This is a genomic window from Pseudoprimorskyibacter insulae, assembly GCF_900302505.1.
Classification (GTDB): domain Bacteria; phylum Pseudomonadota; class Alphaproteobacteria; order Rhodobacterales; family Rhodobacteraceae; genus Pseudoprimorskyibacter; species Pseudoprimorskyibacter insulae.
In genome coordinates this window covers 968,300-983,474 of sequence record NZ_OMOJ01000001.1, presented here as the reverse complement: position 1 = coordinate 983,474, position 15,175 = coordinate 968,300, and the positions used below count along the sequence as shown (strand labels likewise).

Sequence of the window (15,175 nt, the reverse complement as noted above, 5' to 3'; positions counted from 1 at the left end):
GCCTAAAGCATCGTCCCACGGGCCAGCGGTTCGAGCCGTTTCACCGCCTCCAGAACGTCGGAATCGTGCGGGTGAATGTTCAGTACTAGCTGGTAGGCCCGGTATGCAAGTTCTGGCCGCCCCAGATGTTCATAGAGTGCACCAATGCCACGCAATGCGCCAAAATGGTTGGGATTGAGGGCCAGCGTATGTTCCAGCGCATCAAGGCAAGGGCCAAACAGTTCGGACTGAAAATAAGCCAGCGCCAGCCCGTGCCAGCCTTCGGCGAAATCCGGCGCATGATCGGTGAGCGCGGTGAAATGGTCGATGGCCGCGTCCAGATCCCGCACCTCAAGCGCATCGCGCCCGCGTTTGAGCAAAAGATCCATCGCGGCAGAGCCCGATTTGGACCATGCGTCCATCACCCGCCGTTCTATCCGGTCGGCCTGCGCTGCCTCAGAATTGCGCAATTCAGACAACAAATCTTCTACAGTCGCGCCCTGTTGGGCGCTGACGTTTCCCGGAAGTAGGGAAATCATGACTACCGTCAGGTGTGTCGCAACGGTACGTTTGAAAAAACGGGCTGTCGTCCTCATAACTTCAAATGTAGCGCACAAATGCGGAAATTCCAGCCGCATATATTTCTAAAGGAGAGCGCATATGAGTGAAGTTCTGAACGCAGCCGTGGCTGCCCTGAATGCAAAGCTGGGTGGCGACGGTTTCGACGGCAGCGCCAAATTTGAGATTGAAGGCGAAGGGTCCATCGTTGTCGACGGCAACGGCGCCCGAGCCGCAGATGATGAGACTGACGTGACCCTTTCTGCCGATGCCGAAACCTTCCAAGCGATGCTGGAAGGCGACTTGAACCCGACCGCAGCTTTCATGACCGGCAAACTGTCGGTTGATGGTGATATGGGAACCGCGATGAAATTGGGTGGCGTTCTGTCATGATTCTGTCCGACGCGCCCTTGTTTGCTGATTTGGCCGACGGTCCCGAAGGGGCCCGCGGATATTGGTTGCGCACCGAAGACGGTGTGCGGGTGCGCGTCGGTCACTTCCCATCCGCCACAGGGCGCGGGACGATCCTGCTGTTTCCGGGCCGGACGGAATACATCGAAAAATATGGCCGCAATGCCAAAGACTTCGCCGATCACGGCTATGACGTACTGGCGATTGACTGGCGTGGGCAAGGTCTGGCGGATCGCCTGACCTCGAACCGCAATGTCGGCCATGTCGAACATTTCATTGACTATCAGATGGACGTGGCCGCTATGGTCGCTGCCGCCCAGGCGCTGAACCTGCCGCGCCCGTGGTATCTGTTGGCGCATTCCATGGGCGGGGCCATCGGCCTGCGCGCCGCGATGGAAGGTCTGCCGGTCGAAGGCTGCATCTTCTCGGCACCGATGTGGGGCATTCAACTGCCGCAAGCACTGCGACCGGTGGCTTGGACGATCGGGCTGTGTGCCTCGCAAATCGGGTGCGGGTCGGCATTCGCCCCCAGCACCAAACCTGAAAGCCAACTGATCACCGAAGATTTCAGTGAAAACAAGCTAACGCGCGACCGCGACATGTATGACTACATGCGCAGTCACGTCTTGGCGCAGCCGGATCTTGGCCTTGGCGGGCCAAGCCTGCGCTGGCTGTATCAGGCCCTGTCCGATAGCAAGGCCCTGTCGCGCCGCCCCTCGCCCAATATGCCCTGCATCACATGGCTCGGCTCGGACGAAGCGATTGTCGATGCGGATCGCATTCGCGACCGGATGGCCCATTGGCCGGGCGGCACGCTGGAGCAGATCCCCGGCGGACGCCACGAAATGCTGATGGAGCATTACGACTTGCGCCGCGCGATGGTGGACCGCAGCCTCGGCTATCTTCAGGCCCAAGCCGCCCCCGCAAACGCACGCAGCGCCTGAATTCGCGCTGGCCGCGGCGAATTTCGGCGCTACCCTCAGCGCCATGCGTGATCCGGTCCTGACCTTTACCCCTAATGGCATCTATTGCCCTGCTGGCGATTTCCATATCGACCCATGGCGACCGGTGGACCGTGCCGTCATCACCCACGCCCATTCTGACCACGCCCGCGCGGGGCACCGCCGCTATCTGGCCACCCCCGGCACAGCACCGGTGATGCGCCACCGGTTGGGCGCGATTGATGTCCAGACGCTGGCCTATGGCGTGCCGCAGACCATTGGCGGCGCAACTGTGTCGTTTCATCCCGCAGGTCACCTGCCCGGCTCGGCTCAGGTTCGGGTTTCGGTGGGCGGGCAGGTCTGGGCCGTGTCCGGCGATTACAAACTGGGGCCGGATGGGCTGTCTGAACAGTTTGAACCCGTGCGCTGTCATGCCTTTATCACCGAATGCACCTTTGGCCTGCCCGTGTTCCGCTGGCGCCCGCAATCCGAGGTCGCGGATGAGATCAACGCATGGTGGGCCGCCAATGCCGCCCTTGGCCGGGTGTCGATGCTCGGGGCCTATTCGTTGGGCAAGGCGCAGCGGCTTCTGGCACTGCTTGATCCATCCATCGGCCCGATCCTGACCCATGGCGCGGTCGAAAACACCAATGCTGTTTTGCGCGCCCAAGGCCTGCCCCTTCCCGCAACCGAACTGGTCACCGATGCGCATTCGGCCAAAACCCACCCTCGCGCGATCGTCATCGCGCCGCCCTCAGCGCTGGGGTCAGCTTGGGCGCGACGGTTCGGGGCGGCCTCCACCGGCTTTGCCAGCGGCTGGATGCAAATCCGGGGCATCCGGCGGCGGCGGGCCATGGACCGGGGCTTTGTGCTGTCCGACCATGCCGATTTCACCGAACTGATGACCGCCATCCGCGAAACCGGGGCCGAACGGATTTTCCCGACCCACGGATATACCGACATTTTCACCCGTTGGCTGTCCGAGCAAGGCTATCAGGCCGAGGCCGTGCCGACCGAATTCGGCACTGAGGAGGAGGAGGCATGAAAGACTTTGCCGCCCTGTTCCAAGCTATTGACCAAAGCACCAAGACAACGGTCAAAACCGCCGCGTTGGCGGGTTACTTCCGCACCGCCAGCGACCCCGACAAACTTTGGACCATCGCGCTATTCTCGGGTCGCCGTCCGAAACGGGCGGTGACAACCACGCAGTTGCGCGAATGGGCCGCCGAGGCGGCGGGACTGCCCCTTTGGTTGCTTGAGGAAAGCTATCCCATTGTTGGCGATCTGGCCGAGACCATCGCCCTGATCCTGCCGCCCCCCAGTGCCATCGCCAACAAACCTCTGCACCAGTGGATCACAGACCTCAAGGCCCTGGCGTCTGAGGATCTGGACACGCGAAAGGCGCATATTCTGGCGGCGTGGGATCAGTTGGATACTGCCGAACGGTTCCTGTTCAACAAGCTGATCACAGGAGGGTTTCGCGTGGGTGTCAGCCAAAAACTGATGACCCGCGCGCTGGCCCAAGCCACGGGGCAGGAAGAGCCCGCAATCGCCCTGCGCCTGATGGGCAACTGGACTCCCGACACGACCACCTTCCACGCGTTGATCGAGGCACAGGATAACGGGGCCGACCTGTCGCGCCCCTATCCGTTCTATCTGGCCTATGGTCTGGAAACCGCCCCCGAGGAACTGGGCGACCCCGCCGACTGGCAAGCCGAATGGAAATGGGATGGCATCCGGGGGCAGTTGGTGCTGCGCGGCGGGCAGCATTTCGTTTGGTCGCGCGGCGAAGAACTGGTCACCGACCGGTTTCCCGAACTGATCGCCGCCCGTGATTTCCTGCCCCCCGGCTCCGTGCTGGACGGCGAGATTGTGGCTTGGGATGGCACCGCGCCCCTGCCGTTCAACACGCTGCAACAGCGGATCGGGCGCAAGACCGTGCCGAAAAAGCTGCTGCGCGACGCGCCGGTGGTGTTTTTGGCATATGACCTGCTGGAACTGGAGGGCCGAGACCTGCGCGATGCCCCGATGGCGGGCCGCCGCGCCGCGTTGGAGGCGCTTTTGGCCCCCTTGCCCAACACCGCACCCGTGCGCCTGTCGCCGGTCATTCCGTTCGACACATGGGCCGACCTGGCCGCGATCCGCGCCGCCGCCCGCGACGCGCGCGCCGAAGGGCTGATGCTCAAACGCCGGTCCAGCCCCTATCAGGTTGGCCGCAAAAAGGGCGACTGGTGGAAATGGAAGCTCGATCCGATGGTGATTGATGCGGTGATGATCTACGCCCAGTCGGGGCATGGCCGCCGCGCAAACCTGTTCACCGACTTCACCTTTGCCGTCTGGGATGGCGACACGCTGGTGCCCTTCACCAAGGCCTATTCCGGCCTGACCGACGAAGACTTCGGCAAGATCACCGCTTGGGTGCGCAAGAACACCCGCCAGCGGTTCGGCCCTGTACGTCAGGTCGCACCCGAGTTGGTGTTTGAAATTGCCTTCGAAGGCATCCACGAAAGCCCCCGCCACAAATCGGGGCTGGCGCTGCGCTTTCCGCGTATGTCGCGCTGGCGGCAGGACAAACCGGCATCGGAGGCGAACACAATCGACGATTTGCGCGCTCTTCTGACCGCTTACAGCTAGGCAATCCCCCGCCTGCCCCTTGCCCTGCCCCGCCTCGCGGCCCTATCTGTTGGTCAAACGAATTACAGGAGACTTCCATGCGCCACTTCCCCAAGCCCCCGGTTTTCGACGCCAATGCCTCTGCGGGGGGGAAGGATCTTGGCGATCTGCCGGAATGGGATCTGTCCGACCTTTACACCGCGCCCGACGCGCCCGAGGTCAAGCGCGATCTGGACTGGCTGGAAACGGCCTGTGCCAAGTTCGCCGAGGATTACGAAGGCAAGCTGGCCGATCTGGATGCGCCGGGCCTGTTGACCCTGATCCAGCGCCACGAAAAAATCGAAGGCGTCGCGGGGCGCATCATGTCCTATGCGGGCCTGCGCTATTACCAGCTGACCGTCGATGGCGAGCGCGCCAAGTTCATGGCCGATTGTCAGGAAAAGATCACCAATTTCACCACGCCGCTGGTGTTCTTCACGCTGGAACTGAACCGCCTGCCCGACGATCAGCTTGACGGCCTGTTTGCCGCCAATGCCGATCTGGCCCGCTACAAAAAGGCCTTTGACCGCATCCGCGCGATGAAGCCCTATCAGCTGTCCGACGAGATGGAGAAATTCCTGCACGATCTGGGCGTTGTGGGCGATGCGTGGGAACGCCTGTTCGATGAAACCATCGCGGGCCTGACCTTTGAGGTCGACGGCGAAGAGCATAACATCGAAGGCACGCTGAACTTCCTGACGGAGCAAGACCGCTCCAAGCGCGAAGCGGCGGCTCATGAACTGGCCCGCGTCTTTGGTGAAAACATCAAGATCTTTGCCCGCGTGCACAACACCCAAGCCAAGGAAAAGGAAATCCTTGACCGCTGGCGCGGGATGCCAACCGCGCAAACCGGCCGCCACCTGTCGAACGACGTAGAGCCCGAAGTGGTTGAGGCCCTGCGCAACGCCGTGGTAGCCGCCTATCCCAAGCTGTCACACCGCTATTACGCACTGAAAGCCAAGTGGTTGGGGCTTGAGACCATGCAGGTCTGGGATCGCAACGCGCCCCTGCCGATGGAATCCACCCGCACTGTCGGTTGGGAAGAAGCCCGCGCCACGGTGATGGACGCCTACAACGGCTTTGACCCACGCATGGGCGAGATTGCCGAGCCGTTCTTTACCAAAGGCTGGATCGATGCAGGCGTGAAACCGGGCAAGGCCCCCGGTGCCTTTGCTCATCCCACTGTCACCGATGTGCACCCCTATGTGATGCTCAACTACCTCGGCAAACCGCGCGATGTGATGACGCTGGCCCACGAACTGGGCCACGGCGTGCATCAGGTGCTGGCCGCAGGACAAGGCGAAATGCTGGCCTCAACCCCGCTGACGCTGGCCGAGACTGCGTCCGTGTTCGGCGAAATGCTGACCTTCCGCGCCATGCTGGCCAAAGCCAAAGACAAGGCCGAGCGTAAGGTGATGCTGGCCGGCAAGGTCGAGGATATGATCAACACGGTCGTCCGCCAGATTGCGTTTTATGACTTTGAGTGCAAACTCCACGACGCCCGCCGCGGCGGAGAGCTAACACCCGAAGACATCAACGCCCTATGGATGAGCGTTCAGGCCGAAAGCCTTGGCCCGGTGTTCGACTTCATGGAAGGCTATGAAACCTTCTGGGCCTATATCCCCCACTTCGTCCACTCGCCGTTCTATGTCTATGCCTACGCGTTTGGCGATGGTCTGGTGAACGCCCTTTACGCCGCCTATGAGGCCGCGCCCGAAGGCTTCCAGGACAAGTACTTCGACATGCTCAAAGCGGGCGGTTCGATGCATCACACCGATCTTCTGGCCCCCTTCGGCCTTGATGCGACCGATCCGGCCTTCTGGGACAAGGGCCTTAGCATGATCTCGGGCTTCATCGACGAACTGGAAGCGATGGAAGACTGAACCTTTCAAACCCACCCTGCCGCCGTAGGGTGGGTTTTGAACCCACCGCCCCCTGAAAAACAAAGGAACGCGGCCCAGATAGCGCCGCGTCCCCTGCGTCTCCTCTTGAATAAATACGCATCGCCAACGCCTGCCCAAAAGCGCGGCGCTGGCCAGCCGCGTCACAGCAGCAAATCGTAATCCAACGCATCGATGCACAGGGTCAGCGTCGACAGATCGCCCCCGTCGATCAGCGCCCGCCAGACCCGAAAGCGTGTCAGCGCCCGAGGTGCCTTTCAGCGTGTCGTTGTTTTTAGTACATTTGATAATAGCCATCGCTAAAAACCCTTTAAAATATGATCAAAGGGGCGCAAACGCGGCGCGGCATGTCAAATTCACTGGCCCGAAAAACTGCCTCAGCAGAATTCTGCTTATCGCAGGACCAAAGGCTGGCGCAGCCAATCGCGCAGGGCGGCGGTAAAGGCGCCAGATGCCTCCAGCATTGGCAAATCAGCGGCACCGGGAATTTCACGATATTCGCAATGGTGAAACAGATCGGCCATAAACCGATGACGTTTGCGCGCGCTATCCGTGGCTTCCGCCCCGCACAGCACCATTGCCGGAAGGCGGCAGCGACGCAGGGTGGCCTGTTGATCGCGGCGGCGTTGTTTGGCGCGCAACTGCCGGATCAGCGCATCACGGCCTTGGCTGCGGGCCATATCCATCATCAGATCGATGATATCCTGACGCGGCGCGGCCTCGGCGGTGTTGATCCCGGCCATAACCTGCAACATTGCGGCCTCTAGCCCATTGGCCTTGGCCTTAATGATGATCGGTTCACGTTCGGCCGAGACTTGCGGCGTTTCGGTCAGCGGATGCGCCCCGCTCAGGGCGATGCGCGATACCTTGTCAGGGGCGCGGCGCAGGATCTCCATGGCGACCAAGGCCCCCAGATCCCACCCCATCAGCGCAAAACGCGGCGGCAGTGCGGCAAGAATGTCTGTGGCGATTTCCTCTATCCGTTCGCCTTGGCCCAGCGGCGCGATGGTCACGCAGCGTTCCAGCCCCAAGGACACGACCTGCGGATAGAATTGCCGCGCATCGCACAGCAACCCCGGAATCAAGACCACAGGTTCAAGCATTGAATGTCCGTTATTTCCCGCCGCCGCGATTTAACCCGCGGCCGGCACCCCACCTATCGAAAGTATGTTAACAGACCAAACCCCAAGGGCCAGCACGAATTCAGACACTTAGTCGCCAAGGCCGGTATGGCGATGAATTTGCGCCCAAATCGCCAACGGGTCGTATAGCACCACATCGCGGCGCACCCCGTCCGGGCCGAATTCGGCTTGCGACAGGCCGGTGACGTGCACCGTTGCCCCGGTCGGTTCGCCAAAAGCGCCCCAGCCGTCGTGCCGCCCCTCCAGCCGCCAAAGAACGCTGGCGCGCGGGGGCATCAGGCGGTCTTCGCGGCCAATCGCCTGAAGGACGCGCAACCGCGCCGATGGGAAGGCCGCCCGCAATTGCACCCAATGGTCGGCCACATCGCGCCGCCCGTGGGCGCGGATCCCGCCCGGCGCATCCAGCAGGCAGGCCGGGTCATATTGCGCGTCGATGGTTGCGGGCCCGTCTGTCAGCAGGCTTTGGACGATTTCGCCCCAGACCTGCCCCCATTGTCCAGCAGCCCCGCCCGGCAAGGCCAGCTCCAGATCGGGCGGGCCTGCCGGGGGCAAATCGCCCACCAAGTGCCGTGCATAGTCGCAGGCGTCGATGCCGATCTGGGCCAATAGCGCCGCCTGATCCTGCACAACAAACGCCGCCGCCACCCGGCCACCGGTCAGCAAAGCCGCGGCCCCGGCCCGGAACCAAACCGCTTGGCCCGTCGGCACCCCCATCGGCCCCTCGCCATCGTGCCGACCGGACAGCAAAAATCGGGCCGCCACGCCGCCATCGGCGGGAAACAGATCTTCGGTCATCAAAGACAGGTCCGGCATGGCCTGTAACAGCGGCAGCAGGGCAAGTTCCGCTTCGCCGGGATCCGACACCATCCCCCAGTCTGAGGCCAAACGCGCCTCGGGGTGCGACAGCACTAACAGGCGTTGCCCCAGATCGCGCCGCAGCCATGTCTGCTCGATCCGAGCCAGCAGATCCTCGGTCGCCGTTCTTGTGCGGCCCATCCGCCCTCCGTTCATCGCCGTGCCAGTCGGCCCAAAATAGGAACGGGCGCGTGGCATCTGTTACCATCGACGGTAGCCGATGGCAGATAATTCAACCAATACGGTATTGTTTCAGCTTGAGGGTGTCCACCCACTCATGGGGTTTCAATGCCGCGAAACACCGGAAAATCGGCGTAGCGGGCTTTACGCGCCTCGGGCGCCTCATCGGGCGCGGTCCCGGCCCGCAAAAGGCAGCCTTTGGGCGCGATATAGCTGTCGATCCGGCGCATCGGCTCGGGCCGCCATGCCAGATTGAAGGCGCAAAGCTTTGGGAAAAAGAACATCTCGGAGTACGGCAGATGGTCATGCACCCACCACGCCAGATCACGCCAATCACGCCCGCGTTCATATTGGTCGGCAAACCACGGGATCACGATCGAGGCCCCGGCAACCGGCACTTCGGGCCGATCCCAGATGTGGCATTCCAACGGATAGTCATTGCGCGCGCAATTCAGCCCGTGTTCATTGCCAAAAGCGTTCAGCGCCGCGCTGCGATAGCCCGAGCGGACAAACACCCGCCCGAAGGTTTCTTGCAGGGGATCAAGCAGCGCTTCGCAAAAGGCTCGCCCCCGCTCAATCGCCAGATCGGGGATGTCGGGGATATTGGGCTGGGCGTGAAAATTGCCGATCTCGGAATACAGAAACTCGCGCATGTAGAAGTGACGCGACAGCCGCACACGGCCCAGCGTCTCAAGGCTCCACATGCTGCGAGGGCGCTGCATCAGTAGCCGTTCCAGCGGAACGCGCCGTCGTCACCCAAAGGCGAGAACGGGTTATAGGCGATTTCCCAGATATGGCCATCGGGATCGGCAAAGAACCCGTGATGCCCGCCCCAGAACACATCTTGTGCTGGCTTGAGGATCTTGGCCCCCGCGGCCTCGGCCTTGGCCAGAACGGCGGCCACATCGCCCTGTTCGCGCACGTTATAGGCATAGGTCGCAGCCCCATGGCCCAATGCCGCTGCGGGCAGGCCCAGATCCTCGGCCAGTTTGGCAATCGGATACAGGCCCAGCGTCTGGCCGATCAGGTCATAGGCAATCACCCCATCAGGTGACTCGACCCGCACCCAGCCCAGCGCATCGTAAAACGCCGCCGCGCGATCCATGTCGGCGACGCCCAAGGTTACAAGGCTAATCCGCTGGTCCATCTGAATTCCTTTCGCTTGAAATATGCGCCCAAGCTAAGGAACAAAGCGGAAACGCGCAAGCGTGGTGGTTAGCCCAGAACCTCGGTCAGCGCGGCCTCAATCGCCTTCAACTCGGACGGTTCTGACAGGCGGTGATCGGCGTCTTTGATAAGATTGAGGCGAACATCCGGCCCGTCGATGTGGCTCAGCAGGCGCAGGCCCACGTCCACCGAAACGGCGGTATCGCCGGTGCCCAGCACCAAGCGTACGGGATACGGCATGGGCAGCGAACTGCGCAGCACCAGTTGCTTGCGCCCGTCCTCGATCAGGCGGCGCGTGACGATGTAGGGATCGCCGTAGTCTGAAGGCAGCGCGGTTTGCCCCTGCTCCATCACCTCGGCCTTTTGGGTATCGGTGAAACCGTTCCAGAACCCGTCTTCGGTGAAATCGGGCGCAGCCGCGATGCCGACAAAGCCCACAACGCGGGCCAAACGGCGGGTCAGGATACAGCTGATCCAGCCGCCCATGGAGGATCCGACCAGAACCACGGGCCCCGTTGTTACCGCCTCGATGATATCCTGCGCGTCTTGCGCCCAATCACCGATGCAGCCCTCTTCGAACACGCCCGAGGAAATGCCGTGGCCCGAATAGTCCAACCGCAGGAACGCGCGGCCCTGCGCCTTGGCCCATGCCTCAAGATGCACGGCCTTGGTGCCCTCCATGTCGGATTTATAGCCCGACAGGAACACGATGGTCGGCCCCTGCCCGGCGGTATGGGCATAGGCAAGGCGGCGTCCGTGGGGGCTGTCGAGATACTGGATATCGGTCATGGGGTTTCCGGCTGTTGCTTTGGGCTGACCATAGCGCCCATGCCCCGCAGGCCAAGAGAAAAACGCCCAAAGCCCCGCCGCGCTTGACAGCGCATTCACACAGGGCCACAAGGCGCGCGAACCATATACCCGCAACCGGGCGTTCCGTGGGCGCCAAACTGACGAGGAAAGCCAAGATGGCACAGATTTCCCTCACATTCCCCGATGGCAATTCGCGCGAGTACGACGCAGGTATCACCCCTGCCGAGGTCGCAGCCTCCATCGCTCCGTCGTTGGCCAAAAAGGCCATTTCTGCCGCTGTGAACGGCGCGCATTGGGATCTGCAATGGCCGATCACCGAAGATGCGCAGGTTTCGATCTACACCATGCAGGACGATGAACCCGCGCTAGAGCTGATCCGTCACGATCTGGCCCACGTCATGGCCCGCGCCGTGCAAGAGATCTGGCCGGATGTCAAAGTCACCATTGGCCCGATCCGCGATCAGGGCTGGTTCTATGACTTCGACCGCGCCGAGCCGTTCACGCCCGAAGATCTGGGCCAGATCGAAGCCCGCATGAAGGACATCATCAACGCCCGTGACGCGGTGAAAACCGAGGTCTGGAAGCGCGAAGACGCCATCAAGTACTACGAAGAGGCAGGCGAGCCTTTCAAGGTGGAGCTGGTCAACCGCATCCCCGAGGGCGAAGATATCCGCATGTACTGGCACGGCGACTGGCAGGATCTGTGCCGTGGCCCGCACCTTCAGCACACCGGCCAATTGCCCGCCGACGCCTTCAAGCTGACCCATGTGGCCGGCGCCTATTTCCTTGGCGACAGCACGCGCCCGATGCTTCAGCGCATCTACGGCGTGGCGTTCAAGAACCGCAAGGATCTGAAGGCTTGGGAAATCATGATGGAAGAGGCCGCCAAGCGTGACCACCGCAAGCTGGGACGCGAAATGGACCTGTTCCACATGCAAGAAGAGGCCCCCGGCCAGATCTTCTGGCACCCGAACGGCTGGAAAATCTACACCACGCTGCAAGATTACATGCGCCGCCAGCAAGATCGCGACGGCTATGTCGAGGTGAACACCCCGCAGGTGGTGAACCGCAAACTGTGGGAAGCCTCGGGTCACTGGGAAAACTATCAGGAAAACATGTTCATCGTGGAAGTGGACGAAGACCACGCCCGCGAAAAGACTATCAACGCCCTGAAGCCAATGAACTGCCCTTGCCACGTGCAGGTGTTCAACCAAGGTCTGAAATCCTATCGCGATCTGCCGCTGCGCATGGCCGAGTTCGGCTCGTGCAACCGTTATGAGCCGTCAGGCGCGTTGCACGGCATTATGCGCGTGCGAGGCTTTACACAGGACGATGCGCATATTTTCTGCACCGACGATCAGATCGAGTTTGAGACGGCCAAGTTCATCACCTTCCTGTCGAAGATCTACGCCGATCTGGGCTTCCACAACTGGACGATCAAGCTCTCGACCCGGCCCGAAAAGCGGATCGGCAGCGAAGAAAGCTGGGATCGCGTCGAAGCCGCCCTTGGCAATGCCTGTAAGGCCGCAGGGTATGAGTATGAAATTCAGGAAGGCGAAGGCGCATTCTACGGTCCCAAACTGGAATTCACCCTGACCGACGCCATCGGCCGTCAGTGGCAGTGCGGCACGCTTCAGGTTGACCCGAACCTACCCGAGCGTCTTGACGCAACATTTGTTGGGGCCGATGGCGCCAAGCACCGCCCCGTGATGCTCCACCGTGCCGTTCTGGGCAGCTTTGAGCGCTTCATCGGCATCCTGATCGAAGAACACGCGGGCAAACTGCCCTTCTGGCTGGCTCCGCGTCAGGTGGTTGTGGCCTCGATCGTGTCGGAAGCCGATGACTATGTGGCCGAAGTCGTGGAAACGCTGCGCAAGGCTGGCGTCCGCGCCGAGGCCGACATCCGCAACGAGAAGATCAACTACAAGGTCCGTGAACATTCGCTGGGCAAAGTGCCGGTCATTCTGGCCATCGGTCACCGCGAAGTCGAAGAGCGCACCGTCACCGTCCGCCGCCTTGGCGAGAAACAGACGGCGGTCGCCACCCTTGACGAGATCGTCGCAAACCTCGCGGCGGAATCGACCCCGCCGGATATGCGCTGAAGCGTTTCAAGCAATGCGAAAAGGCGGCCCCAAGGGCCGCCTTTTTTGTTTAATCCGCTGCGGTTGCCTCAATCTCAAACATCAATCCGGGGATGGCCAATCGTGTGACGCCCAGCAAGGTCATCGGCGGCGCGGCGTTATGCGGGCCAAACCGCATTCCCAGCAGATCGAAGTTCTTCAGCGCCTCATCCACATCCGTGGCATAAACACCCAAGCGTGTGACGTTACTCAGGTCCATCCCGGCCTTGGCCAAAACCGCCTCAAGATTATCCAAGGCCAAAGCGATCTGACCACGCATATCGCCTGCGCATTGCGGCACCCCGTTTCCATCGACGGCGGTTTGCCCCGCGCAGGTCACCTGACGCTTGGCCCCCTCAATGATTTCGGCCTGATTGTATCCCAGCTTTAGCGACCAATCCCAAGGGTTTACTGCGGTCCGTTCCATTGTGCTGTCTCCTGTTTGACTGTGTTGAAATCGGTATAGGGACAAACAGTGCCAAAACTTGTCACCATTTGTGCTAGGCTGGTTTCATGAACATTCGTATCCGCCAAGACGCCATCGTCCGCAGCCTGCGCCGCGCTGGAACAACCACCGTTGAAGACCTTGCCCACGAGGTCGGCGCATCGCGCCGCACCGTCCTGCGCGATATTTGCGCCTTGCGGGATGAAGGCTATGTCATCCACTCGGACGTGGGGCGCGGCGGCGGGCTTCAGCTTGACCCACAGTCGATGCAAAAGGCCGCCCGCCTGACCGTGCCCGAGGTGTTCGCGCTGTTGATTGGCGTGGCGTCCATGCGCATCACGGGCAACCTGCCTTTTGCGGCCCTCGCAGACTCTGGCCTTGCCAAAATCGAAAAATCCTTGCCCGCCGATAAGGTCAAAGACCTTCGAGCGATGCTGGAATGCCTTCACATCGGGCATTTATCACCGCTGCAAGACCTGTCGAATATGGGGACCATGGACCCAGAGCTTCTACCGGCCTTCGAAGCGGCGTTTCTGCAAGGCCAGTTGTTCCAGTTCGACTATTCCGACGCGAAAGGGCGCAAAACCTCGCGCCGGGTTGAACCGCAGGCCATGCTGATCCTGCCCCCGCTTTGGTACTTGGTCGGATGGGATCCGATGCGGGATGATTTCCGCCATTTCCGAATGGACCGGATATCGGCCCCCATGGCGGTTGAGGGCACCAGTTTCCGCAAAAGGCGCGTCCCCTTCGAAGACGACGTGTGCCCGTTTAGTGAGATGACCGGGACGGCCTGACCTGAACCATCATACGAGGCAGTTTAGCGCAGCGGTTACCGCTTCCCTTCTCCCATCCCCCATGCAATGCATGTTCATCTATTTAACATATTCACTTCTGGGGCACCGATGGACATTCTTCTACGCATTCTCTCCGGCCCGCCGCTGTGGGTCTGGCCGCTTCTGGCCCTACTGATCGCCCTTGGTATCCTGTCTTCCCGCGACCGCGAAAGCGCGATTTGGCCGATGTTCTTGCTGCCGTTTCTGGCGTTCACCGGCCTGCCGAACCTGCTGGCCATGCCCGATCAGGCGACGACTTGGGCCAGCTTTGGCTTGGTCTACGGGTTGGGCGCGCTTGCCGGCGCCCGTAAGCAGCGAACAACGCTGGTCTGGAAGCGTGCAGGTCGTGTCAGCGTCAAGGGTGAATGGATGAGCATTGCCATGATGATGCTGATCTTCTGGACCAACTTCAGCGAAGGCATCCTGACCGCCGTTGCCCCGGATGCCATTGCAGTCCTGCCCGCCAAGGCACTGATCCCCGCGCTGAAAGGCATGGGGTCTGGCTTTTTCCTTGGGCGTGTGATCACCGTTCTTCGCGCCACGGACCATTCCGCGCCCGCCAAGGCAGCGTAACGAAACACTGGCGTTTGTAACAATTCCCTGCGGCGATCCAATGCCGCCAATTGGATTGTTACAACGCCGATGCTTGCCGCATTGCAGCACTGGTCGTTTTACGACCCAACTGACGGGCTTGTGATTTTTTCCCGCGAATTACGGCTGAAATTCTTCACGCGGGCATCACGTCCAATCACCGCCGTTGACGCACTTGTGAGGCACGGGCCTGTGAATGGCTTGCCGCCTGATTTGGCGTCAGGATCTGGTCATCGCCAACAAACAGCGATCCAAACATTCAGATCCGAAAGGAATTTCACATGTCCAAAACCCTGAACACCCTGGCCCTTCTGGGCGCCGTTGCAGCCTCGGTTGCAGGTCACACCACCGCCGCGAACGCCGCCGAGCAGGAAAAGTGCTTTGGTGTTTCGCTGGCCGGTCAGAATGACTGCGCCGCCGGCCCCGGCACCACCTGCGCTGGCACCTCGACCGTCGATTATCAGGGCAACGCCTGGACGCTGGTGGACGCAGGCACCTGCGCGTCGATTGAACTGCCCGCAATGGCAGACGGCAAGGCCCGCATGGGATCGCTCGAGGCCCTGACCCGCGACCTGCCGGCATAAGCCGGC

The 15,175-nt window shown here is 61.5% G+C and carries 16 protein-coding genes and 1 pseudogene; 9 read left to right on the top strand and 8 right to left on the bottom strand.

The features are described from left to right. Window positions 1-2 precede the first annotated feature (2 nt). Window positions 3-518 (bottom strand): tetratricopeptide repeat protein, encoded by a 516-nt coding sequence (locus PRI8871_RS04995; RefSeq protein ID WP_108885051.1) that lies wholly within the window; start codon window positions 516-518, stop codon window positions 3-5. Window positions 519-639: 121 nt separating this feature from the next. On the opposite strand from PRI8871_RS04995, the gene PRI8871_RS04990 reads away from it, so the two are divergent. The 5 genes from PRI8871_RS04990 (at window position 640) to PRI8871_RS04970 (ending at window position 6,424) form a co-directional block, all read left to right on the top strand. Further along, window positions 640-930: an SCP2 sterol-binding domain-containing protein gene (locus PRI8871_RS04990; RefSeq protein WP_108885050.1), complete on the top strand. Its 291-nt coding sequence runs from the start codon at window positions 640-642 to the stop codon at window positions 928-930. Then, window positions 927-1,892, top strand: coding sequence for an alpha/beta fold hydrolase (locus tag PRI8871_RS04985; RefSeq protein ID WP_245897766.1), 966 nt, complete (start codon window positions 927-929; stop codon window positions 1,890-1,892). Before PRI8871_RS04990 ends, PRI8871_RS04985 begins: the two co-directional genes overlap by 4 nt. A 43-nt stretch (window positions 1,893-1,935) precedes the next feature. After that, window positions 1,936-2,934 (top strand): ligase-associated DNA damage response exonuclease, encoded by a 999-nt coding sequence (locus tag PRI8871_RS04980; protein ID WP_108885049.1) that lies wholly within the window; start codon window positions 1,936-1,938, stop codon window positions 2,932-2,934. Next, on the top strand, window positions 2,931-4,523 hold the full coding sequence (locus PRI8871_RS04975; RefSeq protein ID WP_108885048.1) for an ATP-dependent DNA ligase: 1,593 nt from the start codon (window positions 2,931-2,933) through the stop codon (window positions 4,521-4,523). The genes PRI8871_RS04980 and PRI8871_RS04975 overlap by 4 nt, the downstream gene beginning before the upstream one ends. 77 nt (window positions 4,524-4,600) lie before the next feature. Continuing rightward, the gene (locus tag PRI8871_RS04970) at window positions 4,601-6,424 is read left to right on the top strand and encodes a M3 family oligoendopeptidase (protein WP_108885047.1); all 1,824 of its coding nucleotides are present in this window, start codon (window positions 4,601-4,603) and stop codon (window positions 6,422-6,424) included. A gap of 228 nt (window positions 6,425-6,652) precedes the next feature. On the opposite strand, the pseudogene PRI8871_RS20210 reads toward PRI8871_RS04970, so the two are convergent. The 6 genes and pseudogenes from PRI8871_RS20210 to PRI8871_RS04945 form a co-directional block, all read right to left on the bottom strand. Further along, a pseudogene (locus PRI8871_RS20210) lies at window positions 6,653-6,739 on the bottom strand (hypothetical protein); the annotation flags it as partial. A gap of 95 nt (window positions 6,740-6,834) precedes the next feature. Continuing rightward, window positions 6,835-7,545 carry an alpha/beta fold hydrolase gene (locus tag PRI8871_RS04965; RefSeq protein ID WP_108885046.1) on the bottom strand — a complete coding sequence of 237 codons (711 nt, stop codon included), beginning with the start codon at window positions 7,543-7,545 and terminating at the stop codon, window positions 6,835-6,837. Window positions 7,546-7,653: 108 nt separating this feature from the next. Then, entirely contained in the window at window positions 7,654-8,580 is a 927-nt protein-coding gene (locus PRI8871_RS04960; RefSeq protein WP_181389378.1) for a nuclear transport factor 2 family protein, read from the bottom strand. A gap of 134 nt (window positions 8,581-8,714) precedes the next feature. Further along, window positions 8,715-9,323 carry a hypothetical protein gene (locus PRI8871_RS04955; protein ID WP_108885211.1) on the bottom strand — a complete coding sequence of 203 codons (609 nt, stop codon included), beginning with the start codon at window positions 9,321-9,323 and terminating at the stop codon, window positions 8,715-8,717. A 17-nt stretch (window positions 9,324-9,340) separates the two neighbouring features. Further along, window positions 9,341-9,766, bottom strand: a complete 426-nt coding sequence (locus PRI8871_RS04950; protein WP_108885044.1) for a VOC family protein — start codon at window positions 9,764-9,766, stop codon at window positions 9,341-9,343. Window positions 9,767-9,834: 68 nt separating this feature from the next. Next, window positions 9,835-10,575, bottom strand: a complete 741-nt coding sequence (locus tag PRI8871_RS04945; RefSeq protein ID WP_108885043.1) for an alpha/beta fold hydrolase — start codon at window positions 10,573-10,575, stop codon at window positions 9,835-9,837. A gap of 176 nt (window positions 10,576-10,751) precedes the next feature. Here PRI8871_RS04945 and thrS point away from each other — a divergent pair, with 176 nt between their 5' ends. Then, window positions 10,752-12,698 (top strand): threonine--tRNA ligase, encoded by a 1,947-nt coding sequence (thrS, locus tag PRI8871_RS04940; RefSeq protein WP_108885042.1) that lies wholly within the window; start codon window positions 10,752-10,754, stop codon window positions 12,696-12,698. Between the two features lie 49 nt (window positions 12,699-12,747). Here the strand turns inward: thrS and PRI8871_RS04935 are convergent, their stop codons facing one another. After that, on the bottom strand, window positions 12,748-13,143 hold the full coding sequence (locus PRI8871_RS04935) for a RidA family protein (protein ID WP_108885041.1): 396 nt from the start codon (window positions 13,141-13,143) through the stop codon (window positions 12,748-12,750). 86 nt (window positions 13,144-13,229) lie between these two features. Here PRI8871_RS04935 and PRI8871_RS04930 point away from each other — a divergent pair, with 86 nt between their 5' ends. The 3 genes from PRI8871_RS04930 (at window position 13,230) to PRI8871_RS04920 (ending at window position 15,169) form a co-directional block, all read left to right on the top strand. Beyond that, the gene (locus PRI8871_RS04930) at window positions 13,230-13,955 is read left to right on the top strand and encodes a helix-turn-helix transcriptional regulator (RefSeq protein WP_108885040.1); all 726 of its coding nucleotides are present in this window, start codon (window positions 13,230-13,232) and stop codon (window positions 13,953-13,955) included. A 108-nt stretch (window positions 13,956-14,063) separates the two neighbouring features. Next, on the top strand, window positions 14,064-14,567 hold the full coding sequence (locus PRI8871_RS04925) for a hypothetical protein (protein WP_108885039.1): 504 nt from the start codon (window positions 14,064-14,066) through the stop codon (window positions 14,565-14,567). 299 nt (window positions 14,568-14,866) lie between these two features. After that, a complete protein-coding gene (locus tag PRI8871_RS04920; protein ID WP_108885038.1) occupies window positions 14,867-15,169 on the top strand; it encodes a BufA1 family periplasmic bufferin-type metallophore in 303 nt (100 codons plus the stop codon). Window positions 15,170-15,175 lie beyond the last annotated feature (6 nt).